Annotated in this window: 20 protein-coding genes and 1 tRNA gene; 4 read left to right on the forward strand and 17 right to left on the reverse strand. The window is 55.1% G+C overall.

The features are described 5' to 3' along the window. Positions 1–35: 35 nt before the first annotated feature. The 6 genes from LA04_RS17830 to prmB are packed head-to-tail and all read right to left on the reverse strand — an operon-like array spanning position 36 to position 4,587. On the reverse strand, positions 36–314 hold the full coding sequence (locus tag LA04_RS17830) for a YfcL family protein (protein WP_047652588.1): 279 nt from the start codon (positions 312–314) through the stop codon (positions 36–38). A gap of 13 nt (positions 315–327) precedes the next feature. Beyond that, complete coding sequence (locus LA04_RS17835; protein WP_033146101.1) at positions 328–873, reverse strand: elongation factor P hydroxylase; 546 nt, start codon at positions 871–873, stop codon at positions 328–330. Beyond that, positions 873–1,682 (reverse strand): sulfite exporter TauE/SafE family protein, encoded by an 810-nt coding sequence (locus LA04_RS17840; protein WP_038417370.1) that lies wholly within the window; start codon positions 1,680–1,682, stop codon positions 873–875. Before LA04_RS17840 ends, LA04_RS17835 begins: the two co-directional genes overlap by 1 nt. Beyond that, positions 1,682–2,506 (reverse strand): penicillin-insensitive murein endopeptidase, encoded by an 825-nt coding sequence (gene mepA / locus LA04_RS17845; protein ID WP_024908935.1) that lies wholly within the window; start codon positions 2,504–2,506, stop codon positions 1,682–1,684. The genes LA04_RS17840 and mepA overlap by 1 nt, the downstream gene beginning before the upstream one ends. Before the next feature lie 2 nt (positions 2,507–2,508). Further along, positions 2,509–3,594 carry a chorismate synthase gene (gene aroC / locus LA04_RS17850; protein ID WP_045888688.1) on the reverse strand — a complete coding sequence of 362 codons (1,086 nt, stop codon included), beginning with the start codon at positions 3,592–3,594 and terminating at the stop codon, positions 2,509–2,511. A 60-nt stretch (positions 3,595–3,654) separates the two neighbouring features. Beyond that, complete coding sequence (gene prmB, locus LA04_RS17855; RefSeq protein ID WP_008502612.1) at positions 3,655–4,587, reverse strand: 50S ribosomal protein L3 N(5)-glutamine methyltransferase; 933 nt, start codon at positions 4,585–4,587, stop codon at positions 3,655–3,657. Between the two features lie 145 nt (positions 4,588–4,732). Here prmB and smrB point away from each other — a divergent pair, with 145 nt between their 5' ends. Next, on the forward strand, positions 4,733–5,284 hold the full coding sequence (gene smrB, locus LA04_RS17860) for an endonuclease SmrB (protein ID WP_023344606.1): 552 nt from the start codon (positions 4,733–4,735) through the stop codon (positions 5,282–5,284). Between the two features lie 46 nt (positions 5,285–5,330). Here smrB and sixA read toward each other — a convergent pair whose 3' ends face one another. The 4 genes from sixA to LA04_RS17880 all read right to left on the reverse strand — a co-directional run bounded on the left by sixA (position 5,331) and on the right by LA04_RS17880 (position 10,005). Then, positions 5,331–5,816, reverse strand: a complete 486-nt coding sequence (sixA, locus tag LA04_RS17865) for a phosphohistidine phosphatase SixA (RefSeq protein WP_047652589.1) — start codon at positions 5,814–5,816, stop codon at positions 5,331–5,333. Between the two features lie 209 nt (positions 5,817–6,025). Then, on the reverse strand, positions 6,026–8,173 hold the full coding sequence (gene fadJ / locus LA04_RS17870) for a fatty acid oxidation complex subunit alpha FadJ (protein WP_047652590.1): 2,148 nt from the start codon (positions 8,171–8,173) through the stop codon (positions 6,026–6,028). Further along, positions 8,173–9,483: an acetyl-CoA C-acyltransferase FadI gene (fadI, locus tag LA04_RS17875; protein WP_047652591.1), complete on the reverse strand. Its 1,311-nt coding sequence runs from the start codon at positions 9,481–9,483 to the stop codon at positions 8,173–8,175. The genes fadJ and fadI overlap by 1 nt, the downstream gene beginning before the upstream one ends. A 237-nt stretch (positions 9,484–9,720) precedes the next feature. Beyond that, positions 9,721–10,005, reverse strand: coding sequence for a YfcZ/YiiS family protein (locus tag LA04_RS17880; RefSeq protein ID WP_023336445.1), 285 nt, complete (start codon positions 10,003–10,005; stop codon positions 9,721–9,723). A 372-nt stretch (positions 10,006–10,377) separates the two neighbouring features. On the opposite strand from LA04_RS17880, the gene fadL reads away from it, so the two are divergent. Beyond that, entirely contained in the window at positions 10,378–11,700 is a 1,323-nt protein-coding gene (gene fadL / locus LA04_RS17885; protein ID WP_047652592.1) for a long-chain fatty acid transporter FadL, read from the forward strand. Positions 11,701–11,745: 45 nt separating this feature from the next. Here fadL and mlaA read toward each other — a convergent pair whose 3' ends face one another. Beyond that, positions 11,746–12,498 (reverse strand): phospholipid-binding lipoprotein MlaA, encoded by a 753-nt coding sequence (mlaA, locus tag LA04_RS17890; RefSeq protein WP_023336447.1) that lies wholly within the window; start codon positions 12,496–12,498, stop codon positions 11,746–11,748. A gap of 314 nt (positions 12,499–12,812) precedes the next feature. Between mlaA and LA04_RS17895 the strand changes: the two genes are divergently transcribed. Together LA04_RS17895 and LA04_RS17900 are read left to right on the forward strand one after the other, a co-directional pair. Next, a complete protein-coding gene (locus LA04_RS17895; protein ID WP_047652593.1) occupies positions 12,813–13,742 on the forward strand; it encodes a formate/nitrite transporter family protein in 930 nt (309 codons plus the stop codon). A 75-nt stretch (positions 13,743–13,817) separates the two neighbouring features. Further along, positions 13,818–13,889: transfer RNA gene (locus tag LA04_RS17900), tRNA-Arg, on the forward strand. A 49-nt stretch (positions 13,890–13,938) separates the two neighbouring features. Here LA04_RS17900 and LA04_RS17905 read toward each other — a convergent pair. From LA04_RS17905 to tssF, 6 genes are all read right to left on the reverse strand, one after another. Further along, complete coding sequence (locus tag LA04_RS17905; protein ID WP_047652594.1) at positions 13,939–15,270, reverse strand: VasL domain-containing protein; 1,332 nt, start codon at positions 15,268–15,270, stop codon at positions 13,939–13,941. Positions 15,271–15,373: 103 nt separating this feature from the next. Next, positions 15,374–15,844 (reverse strand): hypothetical protein, encoded by a 471-nt coding sequence (locus LA04_RS17910; RefSeq protein ID WP_047652595.1) that lies wholly within the window; start codon positions 15,842–15,844, stop codon positions 15,374–15,376. Between the two features lie 13 nt (positions 15,845–15,857). Next, positions 15,858–16,313 carry a type VI secretion system baseplate subunit TssE gene (gene tssE / locus LA04_RS17915; RefSeq protein WP_047652596.1) on the reverse strand — a complete coding sequence of 152 codons (456 nt, stop codon included), beginning with the start codon at positions 16,311–16,313 and terminating at the stop codon, positions 15,858–15,860. Next, positions 16,313–16,858, reverse strand: coding sequence for a type VI secretion system lipoprotein TssJ (gene tssJ / locus LA04_RS17920; protein WP_047652597.1), 546 nt, complete (start codon positions 16,856–16,858; stop codon positions 16,313–16,315). The genes tssE and tssJ overlap by 1 nt, the downstream gene beginning before the upstream one ends. Continuing rightward, positions 16,836–17,921 carry a type VI secretion system baseplate subunit TssG gene (gene tssG / locus LA04_RS17925; protein ID WP_047652598.1) on the reverse strand — a complete coding sequence of 362 codons (1,086 nt, stop codon included), beginning with the start codon at positions 17,919–17,921 and terminating at the stop codon, positions 16,836–16,838. The genes tssJ and tssG overlap by 23 nt, the downstream gene beginning before the upstream one ends. Next, positions 17,885–19,639, reverse strand: coding sequence for a type VI secretion system baseplate subunit TssF (gene tssF, locus LA04_RS17930; protein WP_047652599.1), 1,755 nt, complete (start codon positions 19,637–19,639; stop codon positions 17,885–17,887). The genes tssG and tssF overlap by 37 nt, the downstream gene beginning before the upstream one ends. Positions 19,640–19,653 lie beyond the last annotated feature (14 nt).

Here is a 19,653-nt window from a genome sequence, read left to right on the forward strand (position 1 = left end):
CGTCCCTCTCCCACAGGGAGAGGGTGGTGAAACACTTACTTCGCTTTCGCCTGCTGGAACAATTTGTCCCACATGCCCAGCACCAGTGACTGGTCGCGCGGAGAGAGCTCCCCGGCCAGAATGGCTTTTTCCAGGCTGCGAGTGACTTCAGCGTGAACGGCATCAGCAGAGTGATCGTCCCCCGCTTCCAGCTCGGCTACCGCGAGCGTCAGGTGACCACGCAGATAACCGCTGGCGAACAGCTCATCATCGCTGGCATGTTCCACCATGTCATCAATTAACGCCAGAATGCGTGATTCAAATTCTGCGATCATCTTCTTTCCTCTGTTAAAGATCTTCCGGCCAAGGGAAGCATTCCGCCGTGATAACCGGCGTGTGGTAATAATTCTGTAAGGCCTCGATCAGACGTGCCGGACGTTCCGGGATGCCTTTCTCAAGATATTCCATCACCTGCGCGTGAACGCGGCGCTGGAAGACGATACGGTCTGGCTCGAAGTCGCCTTCGAGGTTGTCACAGCTGACGTTGAACGGGAAACCCGCCGCGACGCAGAATAGCCATTCCAGCGCCTGCGGCTTCACTTCCACATCTTCAAACTGGCCCTGAGTGGCGGCGTCACGTCCGTCCGGGCAGTACCAGTAACCGAAGTCCACCAGCTCGCGCCGCGCTTTACCCGCAATGCACCAGTGCGAAATCTCGTGCAAGCCGCTGGCATAAAAGCCGTGGGCAAAGACAATGCGGTTATACGGAACCTCCGCATCAGCGGGAAGATAGATCGGTTCGTCGTCGCCTTTAATCAGACGGGTATTAAAATCGTCAGCAAAACAGCCGTCGAAAATCTCAATCAGCTGTTCGTATTTATGCGTACTGTTCATTAGTGCATCCCCAACCAGGTGAGGATCTCCTGTCCATGGCTGTCATAAAGAAGTTTGGCGCTCATTACGGCCGAGACGATGACGATCATCGGGCGAATAAGTTTTTGTCCTTTGCTTAATACCAGACGCGAGCCCGCGCGCGCGCCCAGGAACTGCCCTGCCATCATCACAAACCCGGTTGCCCAGATAACCTTGCCGCCAATGATAAACAGCAGCAGGCCGCCGACGTTTGAGGTCGCGTTGAGCACTTTGGCATGGGCGGTGGATTTGGCGAGGTTAAACCCGGCCAGCGTCACGAACGCCAGCGCGTAAAATGAACCGGCACCCGGCCCGAAGAAACCGTCGTAAAAACCCACGCTGCCCCCGGCAATCAGGGCAAACGGCAGGCCGTACAGGCGACGCTGGCGGTCTTCTTCACCAAGCTTTGGCATCAGCAGGAAGTAAAGCCCGATGCAGATGACCAGAATCGGCAGGATCTGGCGCAAAATATCGGACTGCACGTGCTGAACCAGCAGCGCGCCCGACGTGGAGCCGATAAAGGTCATCAGGATATTGAGCTTCTGATCGGCCAGGCTCACCACCTTACGGCGGATAAAATAGAGCGACGCCGAGAGCGAGCCGCCGCAGGCCTGAAGCTTATTGGTGGCAAGCGCCTGCGCCGGGCTCATGCCCGCCGCCAGCAGAGCGGGCACGGTTAACAACCCGCCGCCGCCCGCGAGCGCGTCGATAAAACCGGCCAGCATGGCCACAAAGAACAGCACCACCAGCAGCAGCGGTGACACCATAAACAGATCGACGAAATTATCCATTAAAGTACATGCTCATCCAGTAGCGCCTGGCAGGAAGGCGGCAACGGAGGCGGTGTCTTCTTCTCAGGCTTAGAGGTTCCAGGTTTTGCCGGTTCAAACCAGCTTTGCAGTTCCGCACCGCAGCCATCGCCTGGCGGCGGAAGCGGCTGATCTTCACATTCCAGGCTATTCGCCGGGCAGCGCAGACGAACGTGCATGTGCGCACGATGCTGGAACCACGGGCGCACTTTGCGCAGCCAGTCGCGATCGGTTCCTGCATCCAGGCAGAGCTGCTGCTTGATGGCCGGGTTGACGAAAATCCGCGTGACGTCGTTATCTTCTGCCGCCAGCTTGATCATGCTGGATACGTCCCGCGTCCACAGGGAAGGCACAACGCGCTTGCCGTCGCTCGCCACCAGATCCAGCGCCTGCGGTTTCAGCAGTTGGGCGGAGGTCCAGCGCGTTTTCGGCAGCTGCAGGAAGATATCAACATCCAGTCCGGTCTGGTGGCTGGCGTGTCCACCGTTAAAACGCCCGCCGGCAGGCATCCCCATATCGCCAATCAGCATCGTGCCCAGCCCCAGGTTATGCACCTGGTTTCCCAGACGCTGGATGAACAGCACCAGATCCGGGTGGCCGAAATAACGACGCTGGTCGGTGCGCATCACCTGATAGGTATCAGACTGGAGAGGAAGCTCCTGGGCACCGACGATACAGCCGTTGGAAAAGGCGCCAATGGACTGCGCGCTCCCCGCCACCGGGTGGGTGATTTTTTGCCACGGTGTGGCGGCCAGACTGGCTCCACTGGCAAGCAGCGCCAGCAGAGCAATTGCGGTTTTTTTCATGTTTACCAGCGTGGAATGGTGGTCGTCACATCCGCATTCTGCGCGCGCTGGCGCAGGAAGTGATCCATCAGCACGATCGCCAGCATCGCTTCTGCGATCGGCACCGCGCGGATCCCCACGCACGGATCGTGACGTCCTTTAGTGATCATCTCAACTTCTTCGCCATCGCGGTTAATCGTGTGGCCCGGCACGGTAATGCTGGAAGTTGGCTTCAGCGCGATGTTGGCAACAATCTGCTGCCCGCTGCTGATACCGCCCAGGATGCCGCCCGCATGGTTGCTCTGGAAGCCCGCTTTCGTGATTTCATCGCGGTTCTGACTGCCGCGAAGCTGAACCACGTCAAAGCCGTCGCCAATCTCTACGCCCTTCACCGCGTTGATGCTCATCAGCGCGTGGGCAATGTCGGCGTCGAGACGGTCGAATACCGGCTCGCCCCAGCCAGCCGGGACGCCGTCGGCCACCACGGTCACTTTCGCGCCAATGGAGTCGCCCTCTTTTTTCAGGCCGCGCATCAGTTCGTCCAGCGCCTCAAGCTTGTCGGCATCGGCGCAGAAGAACGGGTTTTGTTCAACCTGATCCCAGTCCTTAATCGCCAGCGGAATGTCGCCCATCTGGGTCAGGCAGCCGCGGATGACGATGCCAAATTTCTGCTGCAGGTATTTCTTAGCAATCGCCCCTGCCGCCACGCGCATCGCGGTTTCACGCGCGGAAGAACGTCCGCCGCCGCGATAGTCGCGGAAGCCGTACTTTTGTTCGTAGGTGTAGTCGGCGTGGCCCGGACGGAACACGTCTTTGATGGCGCCGTAGTCCTGGGAGCGCTGATCGGTGTTTTCGATCAGCAGACCAATGCTGGTGCCGGTGGTGCGGCCTTCAAAGACGCCGGAGAGAATTTTGACCTGGTCCGGCTCGCGACGCTGCGTGGTGTAGCGAGAGGTGCCCGGGCGACGACGGTCGAGGTCGTGCTGTAAATCGGCTTCGGTCAGTTCGATGCCTGGCGGTACGCCATCAACGATACAGCCCAGCGCCAGCCCGTGTGATTCCCCAAAGGTGGTCACGCGGAATACCTGTCCAATACTGTTTCCTGCCATCACGGCTCCGATGTTGTTGTTTGTGTTTGAGCGTTGTGAAACGGGCCGAAGCCCGCTGGATTAATCTTTATAGATGCTGAAGTGTTCGCGCGCGTCGAGCAGCTGCGCCTTGGTCAGCATAAAGACGCCGTCACCGCCGTTGTCGAACTCAAGCCAGGTGAACGGCACATCCGGGTACTGCTCTATCAGATGTACCATGCTGTTGCCCACTTCACAAATCAGAACGCCGTCGTCGGTCAGGTAATCCGGCGCGCAGGCCAGAATGCGGCGGGTCAGCTTCAGGCCGTCAGAGCCTGACGCCAGACCGAGCTCCGGCTCGTGACGGTATTCGTTCGGCAGATCGGACATATCTTCCGCATCGACGTACGGCGGGTTGGTGACGATCAGATCGTACTGCAGCGTCGGCAGGTCGCGGAACAGGTCGGAGCGAATTGGCGTAACGTGATGGATCAGCCCATGCTCTTCGATGTTGTGTTCGGTCACGGCCAGCGCGTCGGTGGAGATATCAACGGCGTCTACTTCCGCTTCCGGGAAGGCGTACGCGCAGGCAATCGCGATGCAGCCGCTGCCGGTACACATATCCAGAATGTGCTGCGGCTGATGGCCAATCAGACCTTCAAAGTGGTTGTTAATCAACTCACCAATCGGCGAGCGCGGCACCAGCACGCGTTCATCGACATAGAACTCGTGGCCGCAGAACCAGGCTTTGTTGGTCAGATAGGCGACCGGAATGCGCTCGTTCACGCGGCGGATCACGCGCTCAACGATGCGGTGTTTTTCGCTGGAGGTCAGGCGCGCGGTGCGCATGTCTTCCGGGATATCCAGCGGCAGGTAGAGGGACGGCAGCACCAGTTGCACCGCTTCATCCCACGGGTTATCGGTACCGTGACCGTACCAGATATTGGCGGCGCTGAAGCGGCTAACCGACCAGCGCAACATGTCCTGTATGGTATGCAGCTCGTTTACTGCTTCATCGACAAATATTTTATCCACTCTTTCCTCCAGGGCATGCTCGCATAATTTTCGGCGGCTAGTTTGCCATGAAGACGGCGATAAATCAGCAATGACGCGTCGCGCTTGAGGTTAAAAAATGCGTTTAGTCGGGTACACTGTCGGAAATACGAGATGAGAATGACGAATGAAAAAGAAAACATCGCTCAGCGAGGAGGATCAGGCGCTCTTCCGTCAGCTGATGACCGGGACGCGTAAAATCGCGCAGGACACCATCGTCCATCGCCCGCTGCGTAAAAAAATCAGCGAAGTACCGGTCAAACGGCTCCTGCAGGAGCAGGCGGATAACAGCCACTATTTTTCAGATGAATTTCAGCCGCTGCTTAATACGCAAGGGGCTGTTAAGTATGTACGCGAAGACGTCAGCCATTTTGAGCTGAAAAAATTACGCCGCGGGGATTATTCGCCGGAGCTGTTTCTCGATCTGCACGGTTTAACGCAGATGCAGGCGAAACAGGAGCTGGGGGCGTTGATCGCTGCCTGTCGCCGTGAACATGTTTTTTGCGCCTGCGTGATGCATGGCCACGGTAAACATATCCTCAAGCAACAGACGCCGCTGTGGCTGGCTCAGCACCCACACGTCATGGCTTTTCATCAGGCACCGAAAGAGTACGGCGGAGATGCCGCGTTGCTGGTGTTGATTGAAGTGGAAGAGTGGCAGCCGCCAGAGTTGCCCTGACAGAATGGCGGGAAGCACATTGCACCCCGCCATATCGCACGTCACGTCAGATGGCTTTTGCCATCTTCAGGTTGCACGGACTCATTTGCCAGTTGAAGACACCTTTGCCCGTTTCGTCGAGAGAAACGTTGGCAATGGCGGATGTCGTGAACATCGGCGGGGTCTCGCCCGGGCACAGCTCAGATACCAGATAGCCAACCAGTGGCAGGTGGGAAATGACCAGCGCGGAAGCGACACCTTCATTGCACAGCGCCTGAAGATAAGCGCTGACAAGGCCTACATCGCCACACGGTGTGAGTTCAGGCAGAATATCCACACTGGTCGGCAGGTTCATACATTCACCTACCACATCCAGCGTCTGTTCTGCACGCAGGAACGGACTCACCAGAACGCGTTCGATGTCCACTTTTTGACCGTTAAGCCAGGTCGCCATCAGACGAGATTCGTCGCAGCCACAGACGGTCAAAGGACGTACTGAGTCACTGGCGGCATCGAGTGCCGCGTCGCCGTGACGCATGATAAAAACTTGCATATTGCACCGCTTTTGTTAACCAGAATCACCGGCGTTAACTACCCGCGATAAATGCTAAGAGGTAGAAAACCCGATGGCCGGGCATTGTGCCTGATCCATTCGGTGAATGAAACGCTGTTTTTTACCTCAATGGCGTAAGTATAGTCAATCTCTGTTTACAAAATCGCCAGAACAGGTCCATTCACTTCAGGATTTACCCTTCTTTGACCTCAGCTTACGAGGACAGTTTCCCTTGCAGGCCAAAATGTCTGGCCGCGTTCCGCCATCTGCAATAATTCGTCACACGGCGTAAACCGGGGACCATATTGCGAAGCCAGACGTTGCAGGATTGCAACCACTTCACCCGCGCCGAGCGTATCCATGTAACGGAACGGGCCGCCAAGGAACGGCGGGAAACCAATACCAAATACCGCGCCGATGTCACCATCGCGTGCACTCTTGATCACCTGCTCATCAAAGCAGCGCGCCGCTTCATTGAGCATCATCATCACGCAGCGCTCAGCGCACTGAACGGCGGACAGTTTTCCCTGACCTGTGGTCGAAATGAGTCCATATACTGAAGGGTCGACCTGTTTCCTGCTTTTACGCCCTTTCGCGCCGTAAAGATAGAAACCGCGTTCATTTTTTCTGCCTTTGCGATCGTCCTTCAAAATCGCAGAAACAATGTTTGCAGGCGGGCTAAAACGATCGCCATATGCAGCTTCCAGCACTGGTATAATTTTAGTGCCGGTGTCTATTCCCACCTCATCCAAAAGTTGGATTGGGCCAACGGGGAAACCAAACTTTACCAGCGCCTCGTCGACGTGCTCAATCTTCTCCCCTTCCGTCAGCAGCCGCATGGCTTCATTAATGTAGGGCGCCAGAATGCGGTTGACGTAGAAGCCAGCTTTGTCCGCTACCACAATCGGGGTTTTGCCCTGTTTTTTCGCCAGCTTCACCACGGTGGCAACTGTTTGCGGACTGGTAGTCGCGTGCGGAATAACCTCCACCAGCGGCATTTTTTCTACCGGGCTAAAGAAGTGCAGTCCGATCACCTGTTCCGGACGCACGGCTTTCGCCGCGATATCGCCAATCGGTAATGACGACGTGTTAGAGGCAAAAATGGTGTGCGGGGCGCAATGTTGCTCAACGTCTGCCACCATCTGTTGTTTAAGCGCCAGATCTTCAAACACGGCTTCAATCACCAGATCGCGGTGCGCAAAACCGCTGTAATCCGTCGTACCGGAGATCATCGCCAGGGTTTTATCACGCTCGCTTGCCTTGATATGGCGGCGCTTGACCTTTAGATCAAGGTTCAGCCAGCTGTACTGCAGCGCGTGGTTGATCCCCTTAGGATTAATGTCTTTGATTCGTACAGGCAATTTGCCTTTGCTGGCGGTAACAAAAGCGATACCGCCGCCCATGAGTCCCCCACCCAGTACGCCAACGCCACGCAGCGGCGCAGGCTCAGCCTCGCTGCCCGGATCTTTTTTCACGTCCGTGCTGGCGAAGAAGATGCTGCGCAGCGCCTGCGACTGCGGCGTCATCGCCAGTTCGCCAAAGGCTTTGGCCTCCGCGGCATAACCGCTGCTGCTGCCCTGCGACAGCCCGGTTTCGATCACGTCCAGGATCCGCTTTGCCGCCGGGTAATTGCCTTTGGTTTTTTGTTCGGTCTTTTTGCCCACCATGTTGAACAGGAGGGTTCTTCCCAACGGGCCGGCCAGCACGCGCTCGCGAACCGGCAGAGGACGTTTTGCCTGACGCCCTTTCAGCGCAAGCTCAACGGCGGCCTCCAGCAAAATGGACTGCGGCACAACATCATCGACCAGACCGGCTTTCAGCGCCTGACGGGCACGCAGCTGTTTACCGGTTAAGATCATCTCCAGCGCCGTGCTGACACCCACCAGGCGCGGCAGCCGTTGCGTTCCGCCGGAGCCAGGCAGAAGTCCCAGCTGCACTTCCGGCAGACCCAGTATCGTTTTCGCATCGTCGGTGCAAATCCGGCTGTGACAGGCCAGCGCCAGCTCAAGCCCACCGCCCAGACAGGCACCGTGGATCGCGGCAATGACCGGGATTGGCAGGCCGTTGATCTCCGACATCACCTGCTGCCCCTGACGCGCCAGCTCTTCGGCTTCCAGGGCGCTTTGCGCCCGGGCGATCATGTTGATATCCGCGCCGGCGATAAAGTTATCCGGCTTGGCAGAGATAAAGACCAGACCACGAATCGCTTTGTTGTCGCGGATCTGCTTTAGCATCGCGCGCACCTGAACACCAAATTCGGCCTTCAGGGTATTCATCTTTTCATCAGGCACATCAATAGTGATAACGGCCACGTTATCGAGGCGAACCGTCAGATTAAATGCAGATGGCATATCCATTATTCAGCCTCCAGAACCATTGCTGCGCCAAGGCCACCCGCCGCGCAGGCGGTAACGAGGCCAAACCCGCCGCCACGGCGACGGAGTTCATGTAATGTTTGCGTGATCATCCTCGCCCCTGTGGCGGCAAAGGGATGACCGTAGGCGATAGAGCCGCCCAGCACGTTGAATTTACTCTGATCCACTTCGCCCGTGGCATGGGCGCGGCCCAGCACATCGCGCGCGAAACGCTCGCTTGCCAGCAGCTGGACGTTTGCCAGGGTTTGCGCGGCAAACGCTTCGTGCATATCAATCAGGGTTAAATCAGCCAGCGTCAGCCCCGCGCGCTCCAGCGCCAGCGGCGTGGACCACGCCGGACCTAACAGCATGTCCTGCCAGACATCAATAGCGGTGAAAGCATAGCTGCGTAAATAGCCCAGGGGAGTGATGCCCAGCTCCTTCGCGCGGGATTCGGTCATCAGGATCACGGCGGCGGCGCCATCCGTCAGCGGCGTGCTGTTCGCCGCCGTCACCGTGCCGTGTTTGCGGTCAAACGCCGGGCGCAGTTTGGCGTAATCCGCCAGCGTTGAGGTGCCGCGAATATTGTTATCTTCCGCAAGCGGTTCACGGTAGGGGGGAATATAGGCGGTCATGACCTCGTCAGTCAGCTTACCTTCCGACCAGGCTTTTGCCGCAAGCTGATGCGAGCGATGCGCCAGGGCATCCTGCTGTTCACGGGTAATGCCATACGTTTTTGCCATCTGCTCGGCGGTATCGCCCATGCGCAGGCCGGTGGAGTATTCCGCGACGGCAGGTGGTACAGGCATGAGGTCGCGCAGACGTAAACGCGAGAAGAGTTTGAGTTTCTGACTCGTCGTACGGGCTTTATTGGCATCCACAAGGATGCGCGCCAGCTTTTTACTGACCCCAATCGGCAGCACCGAAGAGGAGTCCGCCCCACCCGCAATCCCGGCGCGAATCGTGCCCGCCATCAGGCTTTCAGCGACGTTAGCTACGGCCTGGAAGCTGGTTGCGCAGGCGCGGCTGACGCTGTAGGCATCGGTATGCACGTTCATCCCGGTACCGAGGACGATTTCACGCGCAATATTGGGGGCTTCAGGCATCTGCACAACCTGACCAAATACCAGTTGTTCGATGACGTCAGGCGGAATTTCGCTGCGAGCCAGCATCTCCCCCACTACCATTTTCCCCAGGTCGACGGCCGGTATGCCATGAAACGCCGTTGCCTGACGCGCAAACGGCGTGCGCAACCCACTGACTATGGCAATGCGATCGCCCTGACGGGTAATAAGCGGTAATGCCTGACTCATAACACTCCCCTGTAAAAAATTTTCGCAAACATAAAGTGGTCTGACCTGATAATAGTCTTAACCATTTTTTTACATTCAGCCAATCGGGGAAACGAAAAAGTGCGAGCTAAAACACAGAGAAGAAAAAGAAAATGCCCCAAGGAAAAAGCAAAACGGTAACCCATAGGTTACCGTTTTTAGTATTTGCACCCTCTCCCGTGGGAGAGGGCTGGGGTTGAGGGCATCAGGCCACAGAGATTAACGCAGGCCCAGCTGGAAAATCAGCGTTTCTGCTTCACAGGCGAAGACAAAGTCGATGTCCAGCTTCACTCCACCTTCCACTTCGGTAAAGGTAGACTTGATTTCACACGGATCGGATTCAACGTCACGCGCACGCTTGCTCAGCGCGGCCAGGGTCTCTTCCGCTTCGGCACGGTTGGTGAATACACGGCTGTAAGAGGCGGTGCAATCGGTGTTGTCCATGATGGTCCCAACATCCATACAGCAGCAAACCGGGGTTTCATCAGCACTGCATTTACTCATAGCTCAATTTCCTCTGTATTCGCGCAGCGCGCGAGATAAACACGATGCTGCTATTTTACGCCCCGGAGCGGGCGCTCTCCAGCCGTTAATGGCGTAAAAGCGGATAAGTGACCAATATCACACTAAAAAATGATCTAAAACAAAAACCACCCTTTTGGGTGAGTATTGATGGTCACAATTTTGCCAACCAGATCTCGTTTCACGAAACATGTTTGAAAATATTAATAAACAAACTTGCAACATTCCGGCTGGTCAGACCTATACTCTGGCCACTGGTCTGATTTGTCTGTCATACCTCAGACCCTACACTTCGCGCTCCTGTTACGGTATGTAACAATTATTGAATAAAAATAACTCAATGAGGTTATGGTCATGAGCCAGAAAACCCTGTTCAACAAGACTGCGCTGGCAGTCGCAGTGGCACTCGTCTCCACTTCCGCCTGGTCAGCGGGCTTTCAGTTAAACGAATTTTCTTCCTCTGGCCTTGGCCGTGCGTATTCAGGGGAAGGCGCTATTGCTGATGATGCGGGTAACGCGAGTCGTAACCCCGCGTTGATCATGATGTTCGATCGTCCGACCTTCTCTGCCGGTGCAATTTTTGTCGATCCAGGTGTTGATATATCGGGCCGTTCTCCGACAGGTGCCGATCTGAAATCGGATAACATTGCCCCAACAGCATGGGTTCCAAACATGCACTTCGTGGCGCCGATTAACGACCAGTTCGGCTGGGGCGCATCCGTGACCTCTAACTATGGTTTAGCAACCGAGTTCAATAACGACTATGCAGCTGGAGCGTTTGGCGGTAAAACCGACCTGGAAACCCTGAACCTGAACCTGAGCGGTGCTTACCGTCTGGATAGTCACTGGAGTTTCGGCGTTGGCTTTGACGCTGTGTATGCTAAAGCCAAGATCGAACGTTATGCGGGCGACCTGGGTAAAGTCGTCGCTGGCTCAGGCGCACTTCCTCCAGCCCTGGCACAGCGAGTGGCTGGTATCCCGGCAGACACTCAGATCGCTTATCTGAAGGGCGATGAGTGGGGCTTTGGCTGGAACGCCGGTATCCTTTATGAACTCGATAAAAACAACCGTTACGGCTTAACCTACCGTTCCGAAGTAAAAATCGACTTTGATGGAGATTACAAAAGCAGCCTCCCTTCTGCCTATAACCAGATCCTCGGCAACTTCGGTCTGCCGATGGGCACCAATGGCCAAACCACTGGCGGCTCTCTGAGCCTGCACTTACCAGAAATGTGGGAATTGTCAGGTTATAACAAAGTGGCGCCACAGTGGGCAGTTCACTATAGCCTGACCTACACCAGCTGGAGCCAGTTCCAGGAGCTGAAGGCGACCAATAGCAACGGCGACACGCTCTTCTATAAAGATGAGAGCTTCCGTGATGCTTACCGCATCGCGCTGGGGACCACCTACTATATGGATGACAACTGGACATTCCGTACCGGTATTGCCTTCGATGATAGTCCGGTACCAGCAGACAAACGCTCTATCTCAATTCCGGATCAGGACCGCTTCTGGCTGAGCGCAGGTGCGACCTATGCATTCAATAAAGATGCCTCTATTGATGCAGGCATCTCTTATATGCACGGTCAAAAAGTTAACTTCAAGGAAGGTCCGTATGAGTTCTCTTCCGAAGGTAAAGCCTGGCTGTACGGCATGAACTTCAACTACGCGTTCTAAATCGCGTTGAAATCAAAAAAGGTGAGCATTGCTCACCTTTTTTATTTACTCCGAATCGATATCTTTTAGTTCGTTTTCGATCGCCTTCGCGTTTGGATTCTCTTCCGGCTTCAGCTTGCCGCCGTTGGCAATAAAGTCATGATTCTGGAAGTACGCTTCACGCACCATAATATACGGGTCAGAAGACTGGCGCAGCAGACCATCAGAGTCGAGCAGTTGCGCGCGGGTTTCAATCCCTTCCACCGTCCATTTACCCACCGACAGCGGCCAGGTCAGCCACGACAGAACCGGATACAGCGTATCCACCATATCGCCGCCATCATCACGCACGGTGAAGCTGCCATAGAACGGCAGATGAACGTAAGGACCGTAACCGACACCATAATGACCCAGCGTACTACCGAAACGGTGCGGCTGTTCACGCTGCAGTTTCGGGTTAGCCATACCTGCTACATCAATAAAGCCGCCCATACCCAAAATGGAGTTCAGGAAGAAGCGGGTAAAGTGGACCATCCCCTGATACGGGTCGCCCTGCAGGAAGTAGTTCACCATTACCGCAGGCTCTTCGAGGTTGCTGGTAAAGTTACTTAACCCGTTACGCGCAGGTTGTGGAACATAATCGCGCCATGCTACTGCTACCGGACGAACCACATACGGGTCCAGTACGTTGTAGTTGAAGCTATACATTGAGCGGTTAAATCCTTCGAGAGGATCGGAGCGTCCCGTTTGCTCACCGGAGCTGGCGCAGCCCACAAGCATCGTCGCGCCAAGCGCAAGCGCCGACAGCCGAAGTTTCATAAATATCTCCCTGTTCAGTATGGCTATCGTTGATTGCCATCCGTAACGGAGCCGTTAATGCTCCGTCTGTAAACGTGCAAGCGATTGTAACAGCACGTTTACCGATGTCTATGAGCACAATTACGGGCAGTAACCACCGTGACTCTGATCTCAGCATAGCCTGGCTTTTGGAATTCGTTTCGCTGGCAATTTTATAATGTCTTTGAAAGAGATGTATCACCTTTGTTGTCATTGCTGACTATTTAAGAGCATCCCCACAGGCATCCCGATAAAAGCCGCTACGCTTAAAAGAAAGACAACCTCCGGGAGCAGATATGAAAGATGTAGGCGAAGAAAAAATTGGCGAGAACACTGAGGATCTTGAAATTGAAAGTGAGGAGAAAGCGCGCGGCGAGAAGATAGAAATTGATGAAGATCGCCTCCCCTCCCGCGCAATGGCCATCCACGAGCATATACGCCAGGATGGTGAAAAGGAGATGGAGCGCGACGCGATGGCCCTCTTCTGGTCAGCCATCGCTGCCGGGCTCTCAATGGGCGCATCTCTGCTTGCGAAAGGGATATTTCATGTGCAGCTGGAAGGCGTACCCGGTGGATTTTTACTGGAAAATCTCGGCTATACCTTCGGCTTTATTATTGTCATCATGGCCCGCCAGCAGCTGTTTACCGAAAACACAGTGACCGCTGTTCTGCCGGTGATGCAAAACCCCACACTCGGTAATTTCGGTTTATTGATGCGGCTCTGGAGCGTGGTCCTGCTGGGTAATATTATCGGCACGGGCATCGCGGCATGGGCGTTTGAATATATGCCGATCTTTGATGAACCCACCCGGGATGCGTTTGTGAAAATCGGTATGGACGTAATGAAAAACACGCCGGTCGAGATGTTCTCAAACGCCATCATTTCTGGCTGGATTATCGCCACGATGGTCTGGATGTTTCCTTCAGCGGGAAGCGCCAAAATTGTGGTGATCATATTGATGACCTGGCTGATTGCGCTGGCGGACACCACGCATATAGTGGTCGGTACTGTTGAAATCCTCTATCTGGTCTTTAACGGTACGCTTCACTGGAGCGATTTTTTCTGGCCGTTTGCCCTTCCGACGCTGGCGGGAAACATTTGCGGCGGAACGTTTATCTTCGCGCTGTTAAGCCATGCCCAAATTCGTAACGACATGTCGAACAAACGCAAAGCTGAACTTAAGGCACGGGAAAATGATGATAAATCGACAAAAAAATCGGCCTGAATGGTGACTCTTTGAGCAGTCAGGCGGCGATGCGCTTAACGCAAAGTGTAAATAAGGCTATACTCGTGCCGCCTCGTCCCCTTAGTTAAATGGATATAACGAGCCCCTCCTAAGGGCTAGTTGCAGGTTCGATTCCTGCAGGGGACACTTTACCCTCGCGCTTTTTTCAGCACATTCGTCTGTCCAACGCCAGAATTCACTGAGCAGAAGAATCCTGTTTTATTTGAGCGTAACGCGTTGCCAGCTGTTTAAGACGTAACTCCAGTTGAGTCTTTTCAGCTTCAGGAAGCGCATGTCCTGCTGGATGCTGTGACAGACGCCTGAGTTGTTCTTCAGCCGGTATCGTTTGGTTAAAGGACTGTATAGTCGAAAAAACCACCGATTTAAGCTCGCTTACCGTGATGTATTTTCCTTTTTGCTCGTCCAGACTACTCAGCCGGTGACTCAGTTGCTGAAGCGTCATCATTCCCTGATACCAGCTATTCATGGCGTCCACAGGCAACGCAGCCGCATTAAATTTTTGCTGCCACTGCATTGTGAGCGATTTCGCCTCCTCCGGCCGCAATGCCTGGAGCTGTTCTAACAGCTGAAGGCTGTAGGAAATATTCCAGTCAGGAGGCAGTTTATCCAGGCGGGCAAGCTGCTGCTGCGTGTCTGTGATAAAGGTGGACGATAAAGTGCCTCGCAGTGTTAACGCGTTTTGCTGCACGGGCGTGAGCACTTCAGGTAACGGAGCCAGAGAGGCAAAAGCCTGAGTCGCCAGGGGGTCGGGTCTGGACAAAGAAACCCATCCCCAAGCCACAGCGATGCAAACCACCAGCGTAGAACACATCCCGGCAAAAAAGGGCTTCCACTGTCTGACTGGCACGGGGGCTGTCGTGCGATCCTCTCCATTCGGCTGATTTTCCTGATGCACAACATATATCCATTTCACCTCTTCGATCGGTTCGGCTTTATCCAGAGGCGATTCGCTATCGGGCTTAATATTCACATTCAAATCTGATGCGTCATTACTGCTTTCCAGCCGTTCAGCATTTGTACGTATCAACGTTCGTAACGTGTCGAGCTGGCTAAGGTGTTTGAGTTCCAGGCGCTGGAGCACCGCGCTCAGGCTGGTAAGTAACGCTTCTGCACGATAAAGCTCACTAAGATGGCTGTTGTTGAATGGAAGCATACGCATGCGCTGCTGCAGGCGCTGGCTAAGGCCGCTAAGGATTTCCATACGAGCGTGTTGTGTCTTCGGCCATAAGGTGTGCCACTGGCGGCTAATCAGGGCCTCCAGAATCGCCAGCCCTTCATTCAGGCCAGCTAATCCAGACAGGTGAGTACGGGCAAGGGTGTACCAGGCTGCTGTCTGCAACTCCACGCCGTTTTGTTCAAACATTGAGAGACAGAGTCTTTGAACATATTGCCAGTTCACATCAGGGCGAGCAGGATGCGTCAGCTTGCTGAGTTCATCGCGGAGAGCGGCATAATCTGGCAGCGTACGCGGGTCGCCGCCGGTTTTTAACGTTATATGTTTGGTCATTCTGCAGGGCCTGCATATCCGTGTCGGTTAATATCGTCAGTTGATGTGTAAGACAGTTTTGCGTGTAGAAACGCAATGACTAATAAAGAAATGAATGTTATTGCTATGGCAGCAGCGCTAAAATCAGACCGAAAAAAACACCTTCATCAAATAGTTTTCCTGACTGAGGTGATGTATCAGGGGGAGTATAGATCCAGTCATTTACGCTCCCCACCCGCATGAACAGCCGTCCCTGAGAAATCACCTTATCCCCGAAACACAAAGTCACCTCGATACAACCTGCGACTCCCTGTCCATAAAGAAATATCGGCATAAACTTAACCGCCCGGTTACCATAACGCAGGACGATACCGGAAATATCAAAAGCCCCGCTCTCCACCAGCAGGTCCGGAACGCATACCGTCCGTGGCTCCGTATTAAGTCCCGTATCTGTCAGCCATGCGTCCATCTCATTCTGAAGCTCAGCCATTCGCTGGCGAAACTCTGCAATATCAGCCTGGCTTTTATTAGCTGCGGGAACGGGTGCAGGCTGTCTGGCCTGCAGCTTCTTCAGGAAATGTGATTTTACTGACATGGTGTTATCTGCCTTATATACGGAGAGTTGTGTCGAGATACTGCTGTTGCCTGAGATGCCGCAACAGGACACGCCCTTCGGGCATAAACTCAGTCCCGTAGCGTACCAGGCCAATCCCTTTAAGTTCAGCATCAATGGCATAGCGCAGCTCGCCGGGGACGTTCTGCTCCAGCAGAACAACGTCTATCTTTTTCAGGCGCGGTTCATATTTGAGCAGAACGGCAGACAATGTGCCCATGAGCTCATGAGCCGTTCCCGGCATGCCCTGCAGGATTTTGGTCATATCGGGCAGCCCGTAGTCAGGCAGATGCGCCAGCGTGCCGGCGCGACAGTTGAGAACGCGCAGCATGTTATCCAGAACCGAAAGGATGACCTGGTTTTCTTCACTGACCTGTTTAAGGTCGAGGCCACCGCTAAAATTCCCGGTTAGCATTTCATACAGCGAAGGCGTGTTATGTCCCTGAGGCATCAATTGTCCTTAAGCGGTTGCAGCGTCAGATGGTTCTCACCGGCTTCCAGAATGCGCGGTTTATCGGGATCCAGATCGCTGCGCTTGATAACCAGCTTCCAGGTGTCGTTGGTCATGTCCGGATGGCGGAACAGCCCCACTACCGCGACAAACTGCGCCTCTTCTTCCATCGGCATATCAAGGCTTGCATCACCACCCGGCTTCACCACGATATTACGACTACCCAGCATGTCGTCTTTCAGAATACTGGCATCATCCTGAAGCAATTGCTGATAAACCGTCTTATCAAAGGTTTTGCGGTCTTTGAGCTGGTAAACTCTGACCACGACAGGCTCAGACAGCGAGTTATTTTCGCGAGAGTCGGTGTTCAGTGCTTCACGCGCGGTGAAATCCAGATGCAGGATTTTAATTTGTTTATAGAACACAGAATTAAACGCCGATTTGGTACCGTCGGTAACGCTCTGCGTCACCCCGCAACCGGTCAGAATAAGCGCCATGAGAGGCATCATCCAGCGCACGGTTTTAGTTAAACTTGTACGTGACACGTCGGTTTCCTTGTTGTGGTTTCGCGGGCTCCAGCCCGCTGTAATAGCCCAGTTCTGTCGTAAAGGTTTCAGGAATGTCATCAGGATGGCTATCATCTTCTGCTCCCAGCACGCCGTTCATTCCCAGCCAGAAAGGGTTCTCACCCAGCGGGGGTACGGCCAGCAGTCGAACAGACGTCGTCAGGGTTATTCTGGCCTTAAACCGCCAGCCCAGATACACCCGCAGCATCACCAGGAAATCCATGTACAACTGGCCATCCGGTTTCCAGCCTTGCGCCTCCTGTTCGTTGTCCGTCGCAAGAGCAATCAGCAGCTGGCTGCCGGCATCCATCGCCTCGTCACCCAGCGGCGTATTGCCATCAAGCAGAAAATCTTCGTCACCGTAAAAACCCAGCGGCCTGTCGATCTCTACAGGCCGGAGACAATACGGACTCACCTGTACCTTCGTCTCGGGGGCCAGCAGGCTCACCAGTGCCTGCATCCCTTCCTGAGTTTTGCCCGGTTGTTGCAGAACTCCCAGCAGGGCCAGAAAGCGCGACACTGGCGTGGCAATGTGATTTGCCGTGCCCGGTATTCCAAGCCCCACCAGACCCAATAACGACTGTGAAATGCTATCGGTTCCGCCCGGCTCAAACGTGGCGGGATAAGAGTATTTACGCCAGACGCGGTAAAACTGCGTCAGGATGCGATGACTGAAAATATCCAGAAAGCCCTGCAGCGCCTCATGTCCTTCCCGGCGCTGGGAAATGTCATCGAGATAGGCGGTCGGTAGAGGCGAATCAACACCGTACATCCCCATAAAGGTCGTGCGGATAAGCGGTGGCGTGCTGTCATCATCCTCGTCATACTCGACAGCCTTCAGTTCACTGGCCGGGAACCCCATTCCAGAGTGTGGTGCAAAGCGTACCGGGTCATCCGCCGGATGGCTGGTAGAGCCCATCAGCGGCCCGTCCGGATGGCGCTTCTCCAGTAGCTGGCATAAACGATAAAAGTTGATGCGGTGAAGATCGGCCTCCAGCCGCGGGGTCAGCCGGGAATACGGCGGTTGTGCTTCTCTTCCCATTCCAGGCGTTCTCCGGTCGGTTGCAGAATAATAATCAGGCGATTAAACAGATAGATATCGGTGTAGAGTGCAAAGAAGCGGCTCAGCATCTCGCCGAAAAGGCAGATATCGCCTCGCCCGGCAAAGCCATGGCTGTCCAGCGTCACCTCAATCTGCACGCCGCGCACCAGGTAACCCTGCTCAAATCGCTCAGTTTCACTGTGCTTCACATCGACAATCGCCTCCAGACGACGGCGGTTCATCTCGCTGTCGGTCCACTCGTACAGCGCGAGGGTACCGCGCAGCACATCGGCATTATCCATCATCGACAGGAACCCGCTGCCGAGGTGACTCAGCACGCGCCAGTGGAAACGGTCTTGCGCAGGTGGATAACAGGGCAGTGTCGGCGCACACAGGTTGCGGACGGCAATACTGGCCGACGTGGTTTTCATTACCGTATCGAGCACGGTACTTTGCAACGCACGTCGCGGCAGTTGGCCGTTGGTACCTGTGAGGGTCAGCGACAGGCTTTCATCTTCCGGGACGGTGTGGTTATCAAACGCTTCGCCGCCGAGGATAAGCCAGGTGTTATGCAATCCCGACGGGCTACGGCGCACGCGGGTGTGGTAGTAATATTCCGGGGCTTCATGGCGCATCATTCCGCCTTTGTGGCGGAAGCTGGAGAACGGCACGTAGGTATGCTGGCTCGATGACATCACAGAATCGACGGCGTATATCTCGGTATGGCCATCCTGCACGCGCATCGGGCGTAGCATGTATTCGGTCTGCAGGGAGTTGAGCGTCAGCGGGTCAGATTCCAGCGGGAACAGGTTAATTACCGGCACACAGTTCAGGCGCAAATGCTTTTCGGTAAAGCTGAAGTCATGCTCCCAGCGTTCTGCCAGCACCACGTCGATTTCAAACCAGGGGAGCTCGGCCGGAAATGCCACGGTCTCCAGCCCACGCAGCCCTGTGAACATGAATTTCTCACGGAAGGTGAAGTACTCCAGCAACAGCTGGTAACCGCTAAAGCTGCTGCTTCCCTTCGGCCACAGGTCATCATCATCGCCAAATCCCAGAGCGGTGAAATACCCGTCGAGCGGTTTTCTGTCCATGTCGCCCGGCATCCGCAGCCAGAGGCGCGCCGTGTTCATGGTAAAGGCTTCATGCATGGCGCAGGCCAGCGGTGCGTCAGCATTGAAGTAGAACGGGATGTGGCTAAGATCGACACGGCTCCAGTCGGCGAGATGGCTGCAGTTAAAGCGCAGCGTGATGACCGAGCGGCCATCAGGATCGGTCGCCAGTCGGGCACTCTCAAGCGACAATGGCTGAAGGGTAATCTCTTTGGTGGTGGTGTACCGGCAACGCGTGCCCTTCTCACCGATCGGCCTTGAGTTCACCTCAAAGCCTTTAACGATGCGCATCTGCTCTTTCATCTCGCGCCAGTCAGGGGTGAATTCCACCACCGACATCGACGGAATGGTGCGCAGGTAGTGCGGCCACAGCAGGCTGACGAGCCCTTCGGTCAGTTCAGGCAGATCGTCATCAAGCTTCTCACGCAACCGGCCCACCAGGAAGGCAAAGCCCTCGAACAGCCGCTCTACGTACGGGTCGCGCGCACCCGCTTTATCGAGGTTGAGCATTGCTGCCTGCTCGGGGTGAGCACGGGCAAACTCTTCACCGGCTTCCAGAAGATAGCGCATTTCGGCGTCGTAATAACGCAGGGTTAAGTCGTCCATAAAAAACCTGAATA

The sequence above is a fragment of the Enterobacter sp. UCD-UG_FMILLET genome, assembly GCF_000762975.1.
In the GTDB taxonomy this organism is placed as follows: domain Bacteria; phylum Pseudomonadota; class Gammaproteobacteria; order Enterobacterales; family Enterobacteriaceae; genus Enterobacter; species Enterobacter dykesii.